Origin of the sequence: Bacterioplanoides sp. (assembly GCF_965226395.1) — a bacterium.
GTDB lineage: Bacteria > Pseudomonadota > Gammaproteobacteria > Pseudomonadales > Oceanobacteraceae > Bacterioplanoides.
In genome coordinates this window covers 3,165,806-3,181,417 of record NZ_OZ245358.1, presented here as the reverse complement: position 1 = coordinate 3,181,417, position 15,612 = coordinate 3,165,806, and the positions used below count along the sequence as shown (strand labels likewise).

General features: G+C 46.7%; 15 protein-coding genes. 11 read left to right on the top strand and 4 right to left on the bottom strand.

Translation table 11 applies throughout. The features are described from left to right. Positions 1-99: 99 nt before the first annotated feature. From ACO05E_RS14510 to ACO05E_RS14485, 6 genes are all read left to right on the top strand, one after another. Positions 100-561, top strand: a complete 462-nt coding sequence (locus ACO05E_RS14510) for a hypothetical protein (RefSeq protein WP_419810210.1) — start codon at positions 100-102, stop codon at positions 559-561. A gap of 176 nt (positions 562-737) precedes the next feature. Beyond that, a complete protein-coding gene (locus ACO05E_RS14505) occupies positions 738-1,646 on the top strand; it encodes a DUF692 domain-containing protein (protein ID WP_419810209.1) in 909 nt (302 codons plus the stop codon). Beyond that, positions 1,639-2,457, top strand: coding sequence for a putative DNA-binding domain-containing protein (locus tag ACO05E_RS14500; protein ID WP_419810208.1), 819 nt, complete (start codon positions 1,639-1,641; stop codon positions 2,455-2,457). The genes ACO05E_RS14505 and ACO05E_RS14500 overlap by 8 nt, the downstream gene beginning before the upstream one ends. Before the next feature lie 21 nt (positions 2,458-2,478). Then, entirely contained in the window at positions 2,479-2,790 is a 312-nt protein-coding gene (locus ACO05E_RS14495; protein ID WP_419810207.1) for an MGMT family protein, read from the top strand. Positions 2,791-2,852: 62 nt separating this feature from the next. After that, positions 2,853-3,401, top strand: coding sequence for a type II secretion system protein (locus ACO05E_RS14490; RefSeq protein WP_419810206.1), 549 nt, complete (start codon positions 2,853-2,855; stop codon positions 3,399-3,401). Between the two features lie 15 nt (positions 3,402-3,416). Beyond that, positions 3,417-4,178, top strand: a complete 762-nt coding sequence (locus ACO05E_RS14485; protein WP_419810205.1) for a substrate-binding periplasmic protein — start codon at positions 3,417-3,419, stop codon at positions 4,176-4,178. A 74-nt stretch (positions 4,179-4,252) separates the two neighbouring features. On the opposite strand, the gene ACO05E_RS14480 is transcribed toward ACO05E_RS14485, so the two are convergent. Then, positions 4,253-6,424: a hypothetical protein gene (locus ACO05E_RS14480; protein WP_419810204.1), complete on the bottom strand. Its 2,172-nt coding sequence runs from the start codon at positions 6,422-6,424 to the stop codon at positions 4,253-4,255. A gap of 163 nt (positions 6,425-6,587) precedes the next feature. Continuing rightward, positions 6,588-7,616: a helix-turn-helix domain-containing protein gene (locus ACO05E_RS14475; RefSeq protein ID WP_419810203.1), complete on the bottom strand. Its 1,029-nt coding sequence runs from the start codon at positions 7,614-7,616 to the stop codon at positions 6,588-6,590. 149 nt (positions 7,617-7,765) lie between these two features. On the opposite strand from ACO05E_RS14475, the gene ACO05E_RS14470 reads away from it, so the two are divergent. From ACO05E_RS14470 to ACO05E_RS14460, 3 genes are all read left to right on the top strand, one after another. Continuing rightward, positions 7,766-8,875, top strand: a complete 1,110-nt coding sequence (locus ACO05E_RS14470; RefSeq protein WP_419810202.1) for a 2Fe-2S iron-sulfur cluster-binding protein — start codon at positions 7,766-7,768, stop codon at positions 8,873-8,875. Between the two features lie 99 nt (positions 8,876-8,974). Then, positions 8,975-10,171 carry an alkane 1-monooxygenase gene (locus ACO05E_RS14465; protein WP_419810201.1) on the top strand — a complete coding sequence of 399 codons (1,197 nt, stop codon included), beginning with the start codon at positions 8,975-8,977 and terminating at the stop codon, positions 10,169-10,171. Between the two features lie 99 nt (positions 10,172-10,270). Continuing rightward, positions 10,271-10,603 (top strand): hypothetical protein, encoded by a 333-nt coding sequence (locus ACO05E_RS14460; RefSeq protein ID WP_419810200.1) that lies wholly within the window; start codon positions 10,271-10,273, stop codon positions 10,601-10,603. Between the two features lies 1 nt (position 10,604). Here ACO05E_RS14460 and ACO05E_RS14455 read toward each other — a convergent pair whose 3' ends face one another. Further along, positions 10,605-10,979: a winged helix-turn-helix transcriptional regulator gene (locus ACO05E_RS14455; protein WP_419810199.1), complete on the bottom strand. Its 375-nt coding sequence runs from the start codon at positions 10,977-10,979 to the stop codon at positions 10,605-10,607. 133 nt (positions 10,980-11,112) lie between these two features. Here ACO05E_RS14455 and ACO05E_RS14450 point away from each other — a divergent pair, with 133 nt between their 5' ends. Both ACO05E_RS14450 and ACO05E_RS14445 read left to right on the top strand, forming a co-directional pair. Continuing rightward, positions 11,113-13,014 carry a DUF294 nucleotidyltransferase-like domain-containing protein gene (locus ACO05E_RS14450; protein ID WP_419810198.1) on the top strand — a complete coding sequence of 634 codons (1,902 nt, stop codon included), beginning with the start codon at positions 11,113-11,115 and terminating at the stop codon, positions 13,012-13,014. Positions 13,015-13,045: 31 nt separating this feature from the next. Next, positions 13,046-13,747: a 3'-5' exonuclease gene (locus ACO05E_RS14445; RefSeq protein ID WP_419810197.1), complete on the top strand. Its 702-nt coding sequence runs from the start codon at positions 13,046-13,048 to the stop codon at positions 13,745-13,747. Positions 13,748-13,828: 81 nt separating this feature from the next. On the opposite strand, the gene ACO05E_RS14440 is transcribed toward ACO05E_RS14445, so the two are convergent. Beyond that, the gene (locus tag ACO05E_RS14440) at positions 13,829-15,400 is read right to left on the bottom strand and encodes a BCCT family transporter (protein ID WP_419810196.1); all 1,572 of its coding nucleotides are present in this window, start codon (positions 15,398-15,400) and stop codon (positions 13,829-13,831) included. Positions 15,401-15,612 lie beyond the last annotated feature (212 nt).

Below are 15,612 nucleotides of genomic sequence, written 5' to 3'. Positions count from 1 at the left end.
ATGCTGGAACGGAGTGTTGCCTCAGCCAAATGACTGGCACGCCGCAACTGGCACACAAAAATTAAGGTACCTCTGAATTAATTCGAACAGGAAACGACCATGAATAAAAAAGCTCAAAATCTGCTGTCTGGTGCTGCGTTAGCAGTAGCGGTTGCTGGCCTGGCTGGCTGTGCAAGCTACAACACTGATACGGCTTCAGCAGCGCCAGCGGGTACAACCGATCTGGTACACTGCTACGGTGTTAACGTATGTAAGGGCCACAACGATTGTGGTACTGCTTCTAACTCTTGCTCTGGTCAGGCTTCTTGTAAAGGCACTGGCTTCGTTGGCATGCCTTCCAAAGCATGTGCTGACGTGGGCGGCGAGATCAAAGATGACTGGAAAGGCAGCGTTGCTAAAGCTGATCTGGTTCACTGCTACGGTGTGAACATCTGTAAAGGTCACAACGACTGTAAAACAGCTAACAACGCTTGTGGCGGCCACGCTTCCTGTAAAGGTACTGGCTTCGTTGCAACCACGGCTAAGTCTTGTGCCGACATTGGTGGTAAAGAAGGCGCATAAGTCGCCGGGTTGATGATTCAACTCCAGCACCGGACAACCGGTGCTGACGCCATAAAAAGAACGGCCACTGGCTTAACGATTAAGCTATGATGGCCGTTCTTCGTTTTAACCGTCTCTATTTAATATTTTTATTAAATCCTGAACACTTTTAGTTAAATGTAGTTAAAGGCTGAACCGTGACCACTGAGCATTCCATTACCCATCCGTTTCTGGGCTTTGGCCTGGGGCTGAGAACCCAACATTTTGAACACGTTTTGCAGCATCAGCCGGATCTCGATTGGTTTGAAATTCTGTCAGAGAACTACATGGTCGCCGGTGGCAAGCCACGTTATTACCTGGAAGCCATTGCCGAGCGTTATCCACTGGTGATGCACGGTGTATCCATGTCGATTGGCAGTACCGATCCGCTGGATATGGATTATTTAAAAGCGCTGAAAAAACTGGCTAACGACGTACAGCCGAAATGGATCTCCGACCATATTTGCTGGACCTCAATCCACGGTCAGAACAGCCATGATTTATTGCCCCTGCCCTACACTCAGGAAACCGTACGCCACGTGGCAGAACGGGTAAAACAGGTTCAGGACTTTTTAGGTCGCCGCATTTTATTAGAGAACGTCTCCAGCTATTTGTCGTACAACAACAGCGAAATGGACGAGTGGACGTTTTTATCTCAGGTGGCCGAAGAAGCGGATTGTTTAATCCTGCTCGACATTAACAATATTTACGTCAGCGCCCGTAATCATCATTTTGAGCCGCTGGATTTCCTTAACAAAATTGACCCGAAACGGGTACAGCAATTTCATTTAGCCGGGCACAGTGACTTTGGTGACCATGTGATTGATACCCACGATCACGACGTACCGGATGCGGTTTGGCAGCTGTACAAAGAGGCCCTGAAACGTTTTGGCGCGGTCAGCACTATGATTGAACGTGACGATAATATCCCGGAATTCCCAGAGCTGTATGCCGAACTGCAAATCGCTAAAGACATTGCCCAGCAACAACTGACGCCAGAGCAATTAGCCATCGCTGCGCCAGGAACTGACACTCCACGCACGAACCCGGAGGTGACTTATGGCTGAGCTGGAATGTAATGCACCCGAGTTAAAGAAACTGCAGCAGGATTTTATGCAATACCTGCTGAACCCCAACCAGCAAACCGGCGAACAGTTCCATGGCTGGGTCAGCGAGCAACGTGGTTTACCGGCTCCCAGTCGTATGCAGATTTACGCCAACGGTTATTTATTACGCCTGCGGGAAACCATCGACACCGACCATGAAATTCTCGGCTTATATCTGGGCGATGATTTATTCGAGCAGATGGTTGAAGGTTATGTCCGTCAGAACCCGTCGACTTTCCGCTCCTTACGACAGTTTGCCGATGCCCTGCCCGACTATCTGGCCAATGACGCGTTCTTCTCCCAACACCCGTTATTATCCGAACTGGCCGCATTTGAGCGGCGTTTAATTGCTGCTTTTGATGCCGCCGACAGTGAGCCGGTTGGCTTTGCCGAATTGCAGGCCCTTTCTCCGGATGTATGGCCTGGCATTCAGTTTCGCTTTCATTCCAGCCTGCAGCTATTCAGCTGTTATACCAATGCGGTGGAAAGCTGGCAGGCATTAAAAGCAGAGCAGGCACCATCACAACCGGAATCCGGTGACATTCGCCACTGGCTGATCTGGCGCGGTAAAGAGCGGTTAACAGAGTTTGTTTCGCTGCAACCCTACCAACACGCTTTAATCAGTGGTTTTCTGGAAGGCAATAATTTCGCCCAGCAATGCGAGCTGATGCTCAACTGGTTTGATGAAAACGAAGCCGCCGTGCAAGTATTACAAGCACTGCAAGCCTGGTTTGAAATGGGAATTATCCGCTCTATTATCGTTAATGATTAATACGGCAGCAGCTGATACCGAATGACTACCGACCTAAGCCCAACCGAGCGACTGTATACCGTACTCGCCAATATCCCAGCCGGTAAAGTCGTGACCTATGGTCAACTGGCTGAACTGGCTGGCCTGCCCCGGCGGGCACGCTGGGTTGGGCAAACGCTGAAAAATCTGCCAGCCAACAGCACACTGCCATGGTTCCGGGTTATTAACGCTCAGGGCAAAATCAGTTTTCCTCCCGGCAGTGAAGCCGCCGAGCGCCAGGCCAACTTATTGCAGGAGGATGGTGTGGAAGTCAGCGAGCAATACCGCATCAATCTGACATTGTTTGGATTATAAACTGTCGCGACTGATTGGCGTTTTCTATACTTAAAGCAATATTGCTGATATGGATGGGCACAATGGGTTCTGCTCGTGGCTTTACATTGATAGAATTAATCACCACGCTGGTGTTAATTGGTATTCTCGCATCTTTTGCATTACCCCGTTTCTCCAATTTATCCGAGGAAGCAACCATTGCGCAGGCGCAAGGCGTTGCTGGTAGTCTGCGTAGTTCCATCAACATCGTCAAAGCACTGTTTCAGAGTCAGGGTCATACAACTCGGATACAAAATCTCCAGGGGTTTGGCAATAACAACATCGACACCAATAATCAGGGCTATCCGATTGGCATAGACAAGGGAAATGGCAATGAAAATATCGGCCGCCAGAACAAAGGTTGCGCTGAATTATGGCAAGGCTTATTAAGTCAGGCTCCCAGTGTTGCGCACAATAATAATAACCAGCAATATCGCTCTTTCCGCCACACACAAAACCGGGTTTGCAGCTACGTGTATCGTGACGATGGTGACACTGGTAATCAGAACACCGGACAGATTATTATCCGTTATGATTCACGCGATGGCAGTGTCAGAGTATGTGGCCAGAGCAGTCTGTTACCAACCTGCTAACGAAAAGGGCATCACGTGAAACCATCGCTGCTGATTATGTCCGTATGGCTGTTGCTCATTACATTAACGGCTTATTGCGACGCGCCACCATCGAAGGCCAAACAAACGCTGATACTGGCAACCTCTGAAGGCCCGCCTTATATGATCCGAGAGCCAGTAGGTGGCCTCGATATTGAAACTGTGATGTCAGCTCTGGAGCAGCAGGGTTATCAGGTTCAGGTGCAATTTATGAGCTTGCACAGAGCCATGGCAGAATTACAGATGAAACGTGTCGATGTGATTGTACCTAGCTTCGCCCCGAATCAAGAAGATCTGTACACGGGCGACCCACATATTCTTTATCACCCAACACTGTTCTCCCTCAAAAACAATCCGGTATCACTCACTTCTATTAATGATTTAAAACGCTATCGGCTGGCCACATTTCAGGGAGCTACAGGCTATTTTGGCCCTCAGTTTATTGCGGCCAGCCAACAAGCACCGGATTATTATGAACACCGGGACATGTCACGCCTGGTTGATTTATTAATGAATAAACGTACTGACCTTGTATTACTGGATCGTCGAATTTTTCATTATTTTTATCAGCAAAGTGAGTTTCAAACAGAGTTTGATGAACACCACCATATTTTCAGCCATGTTCCCGCTATGCCGGTTTTTAATAACTCTGATATTCGCGATGATTACAATAAGGGATTAAACACCATTAAAAGCAATGGTGTTTATAAGGCGGTTATTGATAAGTACGGACATAAGAAGTTCACTCCGGGTCGATAAAAGTTATCATAGCCAGAGTATTTACTCCTAAACACTCTGGCTAGCTGTCAATCCAAACGACCTATCAATAAAAATCAATTATACGTAAAAGATATTGTTTTAGAGTTATCTCGACTATCAGAGACATTCACTTCAACATTATCAATCGTATAAGTTCCATTTTCGAATAACATATCACGTGTACTTAACGAGCCTTTATCGTTTGGCGTACTCAGTTGATAATTGAAAGGGATAATAAGCAATTGTTCACTCTCATGGCCGGATACAGAGGCAATCGTAATGGCTTCACCGAATATCGGAGCAAATGAGTTTTGACTTGCCAGGTTCTGATCCTCAATCATCCAGTCAAAACGCGTATTCTTGGCATTAAACCAAAACCAGTAATGGCCTTTCTCAGTTTGTAGATGTATTAGCTGAGTAGTGTCTGTATCAGGATCAAAGCTGAACATTTCAACCGTTTGATTAGCCCGAACGTGCTGAACTTTAGCCGTATCAACTCTGCCTAGTCGATATTGATAGTAAGGCATCATTTCTTGTCCAATTGAGCCCTGTCCTCCCATAACACCATTGACGGCACCATAATTGAAAGAGAAATACTCATCAAAATTGTCATGCATCTTGTCAATAATTTCAGCATTCAGGCTTGAAATTTCATCCCAGCTGCAAGCGGTCTCAAAATCCGAAAATGCTTTGCTGCCGTTGGTAAAATTTTGATAAGAACAAGGAGATATTGAGGCATGCTCAACTCCTAAACCATGAAAATATTCATGAACAAACACAACCTGATCCGAAGATAAAGATCCTTGCTCATTTTCCAAACCTGAACCAGCTGGTTGTTCTGTAAGGCGACTGTTTGAAATAAACCGATTGCTCAGCTCGGTACCGTCATCCAGTTCTACCGGCTCAAAAATATTGCCAAAATTGCCGAGGCTAACACTACCATCAGATACATAGACAACTGCAATCTGATCATAGTTTTCTGGCTCTAATGCACTGCCATCGGCCAATAATAAGCTCTGAGTAATGATTTGATCATGATAAGGTAACAGCGACAGATATTCGTCATCAGTCTCAACACCTGTAACGTTAAGTGGCTGCGCTACTGCAATATTCACATTCAAGCCGAGAATTTTCTCCAAATATTCATCAACAAATGATCCATTCCCGAAACGGGCATTTATTTGCGCAGTAACGGTGCTGCCTTGTGGTTGATAGTTATCAATAACAACCGGAAGAACAGCCAGGTTAACCTGATCACGAGTAACCTGACAGATCAATTGCAGTGTCTCGGTATCCTGATACAACTCCGACAGTAATGTTCGAACCTCATCTGAACAACCAGAGAAGTCGTGGGTCCGATTACCATTGGTTAATGAGGAACATTGTCTGATGGCATTTTTCACATCATCAGCAATATCATCGGCCTGGCTTAAAATAGCATCAAGTGCAGCAGATGCTGATAAGTCTTTGATCTGATCAAAAATATCGTCTTCAATTTCGCCTTGAGTCAATACTTCAGGCTGCTCAATATAGTCCAGGTGCTCAGGCAAAGTGAAACGCCCACACTCTGGAGCAACTTCCACCATATCAGCATAACGATCACTACTAAAACCTAAAACAGGGATCGCCTGGCCAGCATCATTTAAAACAAATAATTTATTAATAATTGAATCAAGGTCTGAAAGAACACTATTATCCGAGGTTAATACATCAAACAGCTTGCCTTCGGATGCAGAGTGGGTTTTAGCGTGTGCCAATGAACGGGCAACAACTTGTGACTTAGTATGATCGCTCTCACTCAGACTCAGATAATCCTGAAAAATAGAAGCATCACTAATATCCAATTGACTTGCGAGCTGCGAACTGGTGAGTTTCCGGGTTACTGCTATATCTGTTAATGGGTTTATAACGCCATTGCTTGCAATTGCTTTAAATTGTGAATTTTCTGTATTCACACAAACCAAGGTGTCGGCACTCAAGTCCGTCAGAGTAATCTGGCCACTTTCATCTGTACGACCAACCTGTTTCTCACAGACTCCATCCACATTATCATCAACCAGAACATCGCTTTGTTTCAGGTAAGCATCACCGGTCATAGCAGTGACTGAGAAATCCGTGGAATTTTTATCGGGTGTCACGCCTCCAGGGTCAGAGTCGTTACTGTTACTGCTGCTACTGCTACCACAGGCAGAGATCAACAAACAACTGATAACCGCACTGCATAGCTGATTCTTTTTCTTAATCATATTCTATTACAACCTACAACCTGATATGTGGGATCGGTTAAATAATAGACGGTCTGACTGGATTTTCGTCGATTTTTCAGTAATAAATTGAATCTGAAGCATTGGAAAGGCCAACTCTTTGAATCATACTGAAACAAATCCTTACACTCAGAGCCTGTTAACACTATTTCGATCGCTGAATATATTCCGCCGGAGGCACACCTTGCCAACGCTTAAATGCTCGCCGGAAATTAGCTACATCAGAATACCCCAGTGCATAAGCCAGTTGCTGAATGGTTAAATCCCCTTTTTTAAGATGCTGTAGTGCCAAGCGATGGCGTATATCCTCAATCAGTTTTTTATAACTGGTGCCTTCTTCCTGTAAACGCCGATGCAAGGTTCTGGGTGTCATATAAACACTTTGTGCGGCCACTTCCAGCGTTGGGAACGAATGATGACCCGATAACAACAATTGCTGTATCTGCGCCGCTAATGTTCCCTGATTTTCTAATGCTTCCAACTCTTTCTGGCAAATCTCAATAGCTTCACGAAAACTGGCATTATTGGCCATTTTTAACGGCTGATCGACAACCGATAGCGGAACCGAAATCCCGACCCAATCCTGATTAAAATCCACTGGCAGCTGAAATAAGCCAAGCAATAAGTCGGCATACGTATGTGGAAAATACGGCAGTGCAATACGCGCCTGCAACACTGCCCCCATGCAGATAAAATCGAGAATATTTTTAATCGCCAGTACGATGGCTTCTAAGACACTGGCGCGGATAACACCTAAGTCCCGTTGTTCCTGAAATACGATCCGATACTGATCACCCTGCTGCTCGCCGTTGATGTGAATCAGATCGGTGCGTAATGGCATAAACCGGGCGACCAACTCCACCACCTGGCGAATTGAACCACTATTCATGGCGGCAAATCCTAAAATACCATGAGCATTCACGGCCAATCGCTGCCCAACTAATAAACCAACCGCCTGATCACCCGCGTAATGCTCAGCCTGTTGCACCAGTAGAATAAAAGTGTCCCAGGGCATGGTGACTGAGTCTTCTGAAATATGGCTGAGTCCAAGCTGTGCCTGCCATTCAGTGGTATTAATACCAAAGCCGGCCACCACCTCAAAAATCTGCGATACGTAAAAGCCCGGAAGGGTGATGTCATCCGTTGTTTTTTCTTTCAACCCGCTTTTCGCCATATTGCTAGCCCCGCTTTATTTTTATTGTTGTTTTTGCGGTTGTCAAAAAATGACCCCCTGCTGTCAATCTCTGCACTCTGGCAAAACAGATTCATACCCTAACCTGATCATTATCTTGAAGGAACTTATCAGATACTCAGGACCTAACTATGTTTTCATTTTTCCAGAAAAATAAAAAGCCGCACACTGCAAATATTAACGGCCAGACTATTGAGGTTAAGCCTCAGGAAACACTGCTGAATGCGGCATTACGACATGACATTGAATTTCCATACTCTTGTCGTGTTGGAGGTTGTGCCGCTTGTAAGTGTCAGCTGACGGCAGGCAAAGTAAAAGAGCTGACTGATGCTGGCTACATTTTGTCTGATGAGGATCTGGATAATGGCTATATCCTGGCTTGCCAAAGCGTGCCTGATACGGATATCAGCATCCACCTTGACCTGCCGCAGCAGTCTGTCGAGCAAACCACAGGAAAAGTGATTGCTCAGAAGCGCCTGACTCATGATATTACTGAATTGGTTGTTCGTACTGACACACCAGTTTCCTACCAACCCGGCCAGTTTGCTGACCTCACCCTGGCAAGCCTGCCTGGCTTAGCGCGCAGTTATTCTTTTGCTTCCGTTCCTTCTCCGCCTGCTTCTTCCAGCGGCTCTGTTTCAAATCGTCCGCAAAGCCAAAAAAGTACACTGAGCTTTTTTGTGCGAGAGGTGCCTGGCGGGCGTTTTTCAGGGGCTGTTAACCAAAAAGACCTGAGCGGAGAACGGATTGACATCAAGGGACCACTCGGTGACTTCTGGCTCAGAACGGCGCAAAACCCCATCATAATGATCGCCGGTGGCAGTGGTCTGGCGCCTGTTATTGCCATGTTGGAAGCGGAAGTCCAACAATCACGCCATCGCCCACTGTTATTGCTGTTTGGAGCACGCAGCCAGCAGGATTTATACGCCTTAGAACGTATCGACAACATTCGCCGACACTGGCATGCCAGCTTTGAATTCATTCCTGTGTTATCAGACGAAGCTGACACTTCCGACTGGAACGGCAAACGAGGTTTGGTCAGCGACTTCATTCAGCCAGCTTTACTGCCAGATAGTCATGCCTATCTGTGTGGCCCTCCCGCCATGATTGACGCCGCTGAAACGGTATTAAAAAACCTGGGCGTCAGCGCTCAGCATATTTATGCCGATCGTTTTATCACAGTTGACGCACAAAAAGCTGGCGATGAGAAAACAGCTATCGATGTGAAAAAAAGCGCCTGACAACAGGCCCTAAAACAAAAAACAAAAAACAAAAAACAAAAAACAAAAAACAAAAAACAAAAAACAAAAAACAAAAAATAAAAATAAAAGGAGAACAACATGAAATTTTTCCATTACTTAAAATTTTTTCTGTTTCATCTTATTGGCCTTGCCGCTCTGGTATCGCTGTTCGCCGGTGGTGCCTGGATCAGTTATGGCTTAATCACGTTGCTGTTATTTTATATCGTGGGGGATGCAATCTCCGGTGATGACACCAGCACTCCAGATTTCGGCCATCCGGCTATTCTCACCATACAACTGTGGATGGCACTGCCATTGTTGAGCCTTATTATGTTTGCTTCCGTCTGGAGTGTTAGCGATACGGATATTTTTGGCACCGGGGCATGGCTGACTCAGATCACCAGTTATGACGTGCTTGCCGCCCGGGAAAATACCATCTGGATTCATCACCTCTCGGCTTTTGTCACCAGTGGTTTGATGATTGGTTTAATTGGCACCATTACCGCACATGAGTTAACACATCGTACCTGGGACCCAATTTCTATGCTGGTTGGTCGTTGGTTGCTGGCTTTCAGTTTCGATACGATTTTCTCGATTGAGCATGTTTATGGTCACCACCGCTATGTCTCAACCAAAGACGACCCGGCAACCGCTCCCCGTGGTCGCAATGTCTACTTCCATATTCTGGCCTCGACTCTCAAAGGTAATATCAGCGCCTGGAATATTGAGAAAAAACGCCTGAAGCGCAAACGCCTGCCCTTGTTTGGCTGGCACAATGCCGTGATTCGTGGCCATCTGATGAGTCTGTTACTGGTTGCTGCAGCGTACGCTATGGGCGGTTTTGTAGCGATGATGTTTTTTATTGCCTGTATGTTATGGGGCAAAGCTCTGCTGGAAATTGTTAATTACATGGAACATTACGGTATGGTGCGCAACCCGGAAACACCGGTTCAACCGCGCCATTCATGGAATACCAACAAACGCATCAGTTCGTGGTCTATGTTTAACCTAACCCGCCACTCTCATCACCACGCTCAGGGAGAAGTGCCTTATCAGGACCTGAAGCCTTACCCGGATGCCCCGATGATGATCAGCGGTTATCTCACCACCATTGTTATCGCTTTGATTCCTCCACTGTGGCACAAATTAATGACACCAAAAGTGTTGGAGTGGGATGCCAAATATGCAACCGCTGAAGAACAGGAGCTGATCAAAGAAGCCAATGCAAAAAGCGGTATCAAAGCATTTCAGCAATCAACAAGCGGCAACTCACTGGCAAAAGCTCAAATTGCTTAACTCGCCACTGACAAGAGGCCGCGCAGGCCTCTTTTTCTTTCTTTTTGATTTAATTTGTTCAAAAATAAATGCTCCACGACCCACTGTGAAAGGATTCAAATGAGTATCATCGGTTATCTGATAGCAGTACTTGGCTTGTATGGCCTCTATTCTGGCAAGCTTATTCTAGGCAGTTTTTTATTCATTATGGGTGGCTTTGTAGCCAAAAAATTATTGATCAGCATTCGGAGCATGGGTGTGACAATATTGTTGATATCGTCCGCCTACGGCTACCACAATGAATTCACACCATTCATTTTATTCCTGATGTTTGTTGGTTTTGTTATGGCCTGTTTTAACTCTCGCAGCAGCACCCAAGATGCCGTAAGTGAATGGGGCTTTGATTTTGACTTTTCATCATCGGGAAATGATTCCGGTGGCAGTGGCGACTAAATTATTCATCCCGCGCGTCATAATCTGAGCGCGCCTGCTTTACATCATCCAGATGCAGATCCGCCCAGGACACCAGCCCCCAGGCCGCTTTGGCTAATCCACGCCCCAATTCCGTTAATTCATATTCCACTTTAACCGGAACCTGCGGGTACACGGTACGCAGTACGTAACCATCGCGCTCCAGGTCACGCAATGTTTGTGTCAGCATACGCTGTGAAATGCCTTCGATCCGGGATTTCAGCGAGTTAAACCGGTCTGCACCGTCAACCAGCGCAAACACAATCAGAACTGACCATTTATCACCAATATGGGCTACCACATTACGGATCGGGCAGTTCTCATCCTGTACAAAAATTCGTTTTTCAGCTGTACTCATCTCTATGTCCTGCACTATGGCTGAAGCCGTTAAAACGGCCATTCTGCAAGCCATTATGAAATGTCGTAACCAGGTATTCAACAGTAACTGGGGCCTGTGTTAGCCTGTACTGGAACTATGTCCGGATAGCAGCATGCAAGCAGAATTACAGGAAATCGCCCGCTTCCTTCAGGAGCATCCACCGTTTGAAAACCTGCCCGAAGAGGCGTTATTCCAGCTGGCACAACACACAGAAATCAGTTACGTCCGCGCCGGACAGGAAATTCTGAATTATGGTGATCCGATTCAGGATTTGTATATGGTGCGCAGCGGCGCGGTTGAGACCTACCGCCGCAACGGTGAGCTTTATAACCGTCTCGACAGCGGTGACGTCTTCGGACAAATGGCCCTGCTGATGAACCGCCGGGTACGCTATCCGGTAAAAGCCATAGAAGACACTTTACTCTATTGCCTGCCCGCCGATTTATTTGATCAGTATTGCGACGAGTTTGATTTTTTCTCAGATTATTTTGAAGCCGTAGGTGGCGATTTATTACGCCGTACCAACTCAAAACAAGCAGACGATAATGATTTAACCACGGTAAAAATTAAGTCGCTGATTACTCGTGAAGCGGTGTCCATTACCAAGGATATCGATGTCCCCGAAATTGCCCGAATCATGAGTGAAGAGCGGGTATCCTCTATTCTGGTTACCGATCCGGATAAACCCATTGCCACCGACCCTAACGACGACGATGGTCAGGTGGTTGGCATTATTACCGACCGTGATTTACGTGTCCGGGTGCTGGCTGCAGGATTACCTCTATCAACCCAGGCTGGCGATATTATGTCGCCGGATATGGTGATGATTGACGACAACGCCTATGTGTTTGAAGCCATGCTGCTGATGCTGCGCCAGAACGTACACCATCTGCCGATTGTTCATCGCTATAAACCCATCGGAGTGGTAGCGCTGTCAGATATTGTGCAGCACGAATCGCAAAACAGCCTTTTATTTGTCCGCAGTATTTTCTTACAAAACAGCGTTGATGATCTGGCAAAATTATCGGAACAATTGCCCAATATATTTGTGCGCATGGTTAACGAAGATGCCAACTCACATATGATCGGCTCAGCCATGGCCGTTATTGGTCGCAGCTTTAAACAGCGGTTATTAGAGTTAGCCGAAGAGTCATTAGGCCCGCCGCCAATTCCTTATTGTTTTCTGGCACTGGGTTCCATGGCCCGGGATGAACAACTGATTGTGACCGATCAAGACAACGCCATTATTCTCGACAATAGTTATGATGAAGCATTGCATGGTGAATATTTTTACCAGCTGGCCAAATTTGTCTGCGACGGCTTAGCTGCCTGTGGTTATAAATATTGCGACGGCGGAATTATGGCCAAAAACCCGGAATGGCGCTTAACCCTGAAGCAATGGCAGCAACAGTTTTCAGACTGGATGGAAAACCCATCACCCAAAGCCTTGCTGCATTCGTCGATATTTTTTGATTTAGACGGTGTACACGGCAAAGAAAAATGGGCCGATCAACTGACCGGATTTATCGCCCGAAAAGCCAAGCAATCGCCGAAGTTTCTCGCTTATCTCGCGCGCAATTCACTCAACCGAACACCACCACTGGGCTTTTTCAAAGGTTTTGTGATGGAACAGGATGGCCGCCATAACAATTCAATTAATTTAAAACGCCGTGGCACGGCACCGCTGTCGGACGTAATTCGGGTTCACTCTCTTGCCATAGGCTCGCGGGCACAAAATTCGTTTGAACGTCTGGACGATATTATCCGTGCGAATTTATTGCCACCCGGCAAAGGCCGGGATTTAAGTGATGCGCTGGAATACATCGCTATGGTACGTATTCGTCACCAGGCACTGGATATTGAGCGCGGTGACGAAGCCGATAACAATATCGAGCCGGATAATCTTTCTACGTTTGAACGCCGTAATTTAAAAGAGGCCTTTCAGGTCTTAGATAAAGCCCAGGCGTTTTTAAAATTCCGTTATCAATCTGGCCGCCCAGTGAATGTTAAATGACAAGGTGTGAAGTAACAGGCATGCAATAACCATGAGTAAAAAAACAAAAAACTGGGCCGATTTTTTTGTTCAGGCAAATGCCAATGCTAAAGACAGCCGCCTGCGCGACTATTATGCACAAGGCATGGTGGCTGATGACTGTCTGCTTAGCCAGACGCCGTTTGTTGCACTGGACTTTGAAACCACCGGACTAAACCCCGAAGAAGACGATATTATCAGCATTGGATTAGTGCCATTTACCCTGAAGCGTATTCAGCTGAATCAGTCAGCCGAGTGGTTGGTCAAACCCAACCAACCGCTGGAAGAAGAATCGGTGGTTATTCACGGTATTACTCATAATGAAGTTCGCCGAGCACCCGTGCTGGATAAAATTTTAGAACCGTTGTTAACGGCTTTGGCGGGCCGCGTGGTGGTGGTTCATCACCGTGCGATTGAATGCCAGTTTATTCATCATGCGCTGATGCAACGTATTCAGGAAACACTGGAGTTTCCGGTGGTCGACACCATGGAGGTGGAGAAACAGGCGCTATCACATCGTCAGGGCCTTGTTGGTCGTATGTTAAAACGCCCTACCGGTTCTGTTCGCCTGCACGATTGCCGACGCCGCTACTCCCTGCCCTATTACAAAGCGCATCAGGCACTTACCGATGCCATTGCCACCGCTGAGCTGTTTCAGGCCCAGGCGGCCTATCATTTTCGTGATGACACACGTATTGGTGATGTTTGGCTTTAACAGAAATCAATTCCAATAAAAAAGCCTTCATTCTTTGCAGAATGAAGGCTCTCTTATTTCATTAGTATCGCTGAATATTAATCAGCGCTTCTCAGTGCGTAATCCCATTACCAGACTGACACACATCAGCAACAGCACAAAGGTAAATGGCAGGCCAGTTGAAATCGCCCCAGCTTGTAATGCCTGAATGGCTTCAGTGCCACCCACCCATAACAGAGCCGCCGCAATGGCACCTTCGATAGTGGCCCAGAAAATACGCTGTGGCACCGGCGCATCAATTTTGCCGCCTGCGGTGATGCTATCAATCACCAGTGAGCCGGAGTCTGATGAGGTAATAAAGAATACCAGCACCAGGACAATGGCAATCATGGATAAGATATTACCCAGCGGCAGCTGATCAAACATCTGGAACATCGCCAGAGAAACATCTTTTAAACCATCAGTACCCAGAGCACCAACGTTTGCCATGACTTGCTCAATCGCAATGCCACCAAATACCGACATCCAAATTACCGTTACTGCGGTCGGTACTAATAAAACCCCGGCAATAAATTCACGAATGGTACGGCCTTTAGAAACACGGGCGATAAACATACCCACAAATGGTGACCAGGAAACCCACCAGGCCCAGTAGAATACAGTCCAGCCCTGGAACCAGGCTTCATCTTCACGACCGTGCGGGTTGCTCAACGGGATAATATTTTCCAGATAAGCACCCAGTGTGGTTGGAATATTCGAAATGGCCGGAACAAAAGCAACCGCTGCCACAAACGCCAGCAAGGCAAAGGCCACCAGCATATTAATATTACTCAGTACTTTAACGCCGCCTTCGAGGCCACGCATCACCGAAATAATTGCCAGCAAAGTAACGGCAATAATTACCAGAATCTGAACGCTAACCGTGCTTTCCACACCAAAGACATGCTGAATACCGCTGGCCGCTTGCTGTGCACCCAAGCCCAGAGAAGTCGCCAGACCAAACAAGGTCGCTAATACCGCCAGAATATCAACCAGATGACCCGCCCAGCCCCAGGCACGATCACCTAATAATGGGTAAAAGATAGAACGGATGGATAGTGGCAGCCCTTTGTTGTAAGCAAAAAATGCCAACGATAAGGCCACTACTCCATAAATGGCCCATGGGTGCAGGCCCCAGTGGTACATGGTGGCGCCCATGGCCATACGTGCGGCTTCCGGAGTGTTGGCTTCAACGCCTAATGGCGTTTTATACCAGCCGGTAAGATAGGCCACCGGCTCAGCCACAGCCCAGAACATCAGACCAATACCCATACCGGCAGCAAACAACATCGCCAGCCAGGACATCATGGAGTGTTCGGCGGTGGCATTATCACCACCTAAACGAATTTTGCCGAACGGTGAAAAAAACAACACCAGGCAAAACAGCACAAAAATATTGCCAGACCAGATAAAAAAGGCATCAAAACTGCCAATAATATCCCACTTAATACCGTCTAATGCAGCTTTGGCGGTGGCCGGTTCTACCAACAGGATTGCAACCAGAAAAATCAGAATCAGCGCCGCACTGGTTCCGAAGACCGGATTGTGAACATCAAATCCCCATTTCTGGACATTATCCTGCCCCACGGTGTAATCCGTATTATCAATACTGTATTTATCTTCCGAGTGATTCATTAATTACCCCGTCGGTTAATTTGAGCTCTAAGTAGTTTCTGAGCATAACAAACATACCAACCGGATAGCAAAACCCTGAAAACAGCGAGGATGTTGCTCGCCGCTTATTGTCCGGATTGTGATCAAAATAAATGAGTCGTTAGCTAATCAATATATTTCTCTATCAAAATAAACGACTAAAAATTAACCAATAGCGACTTTTTTATCTCATC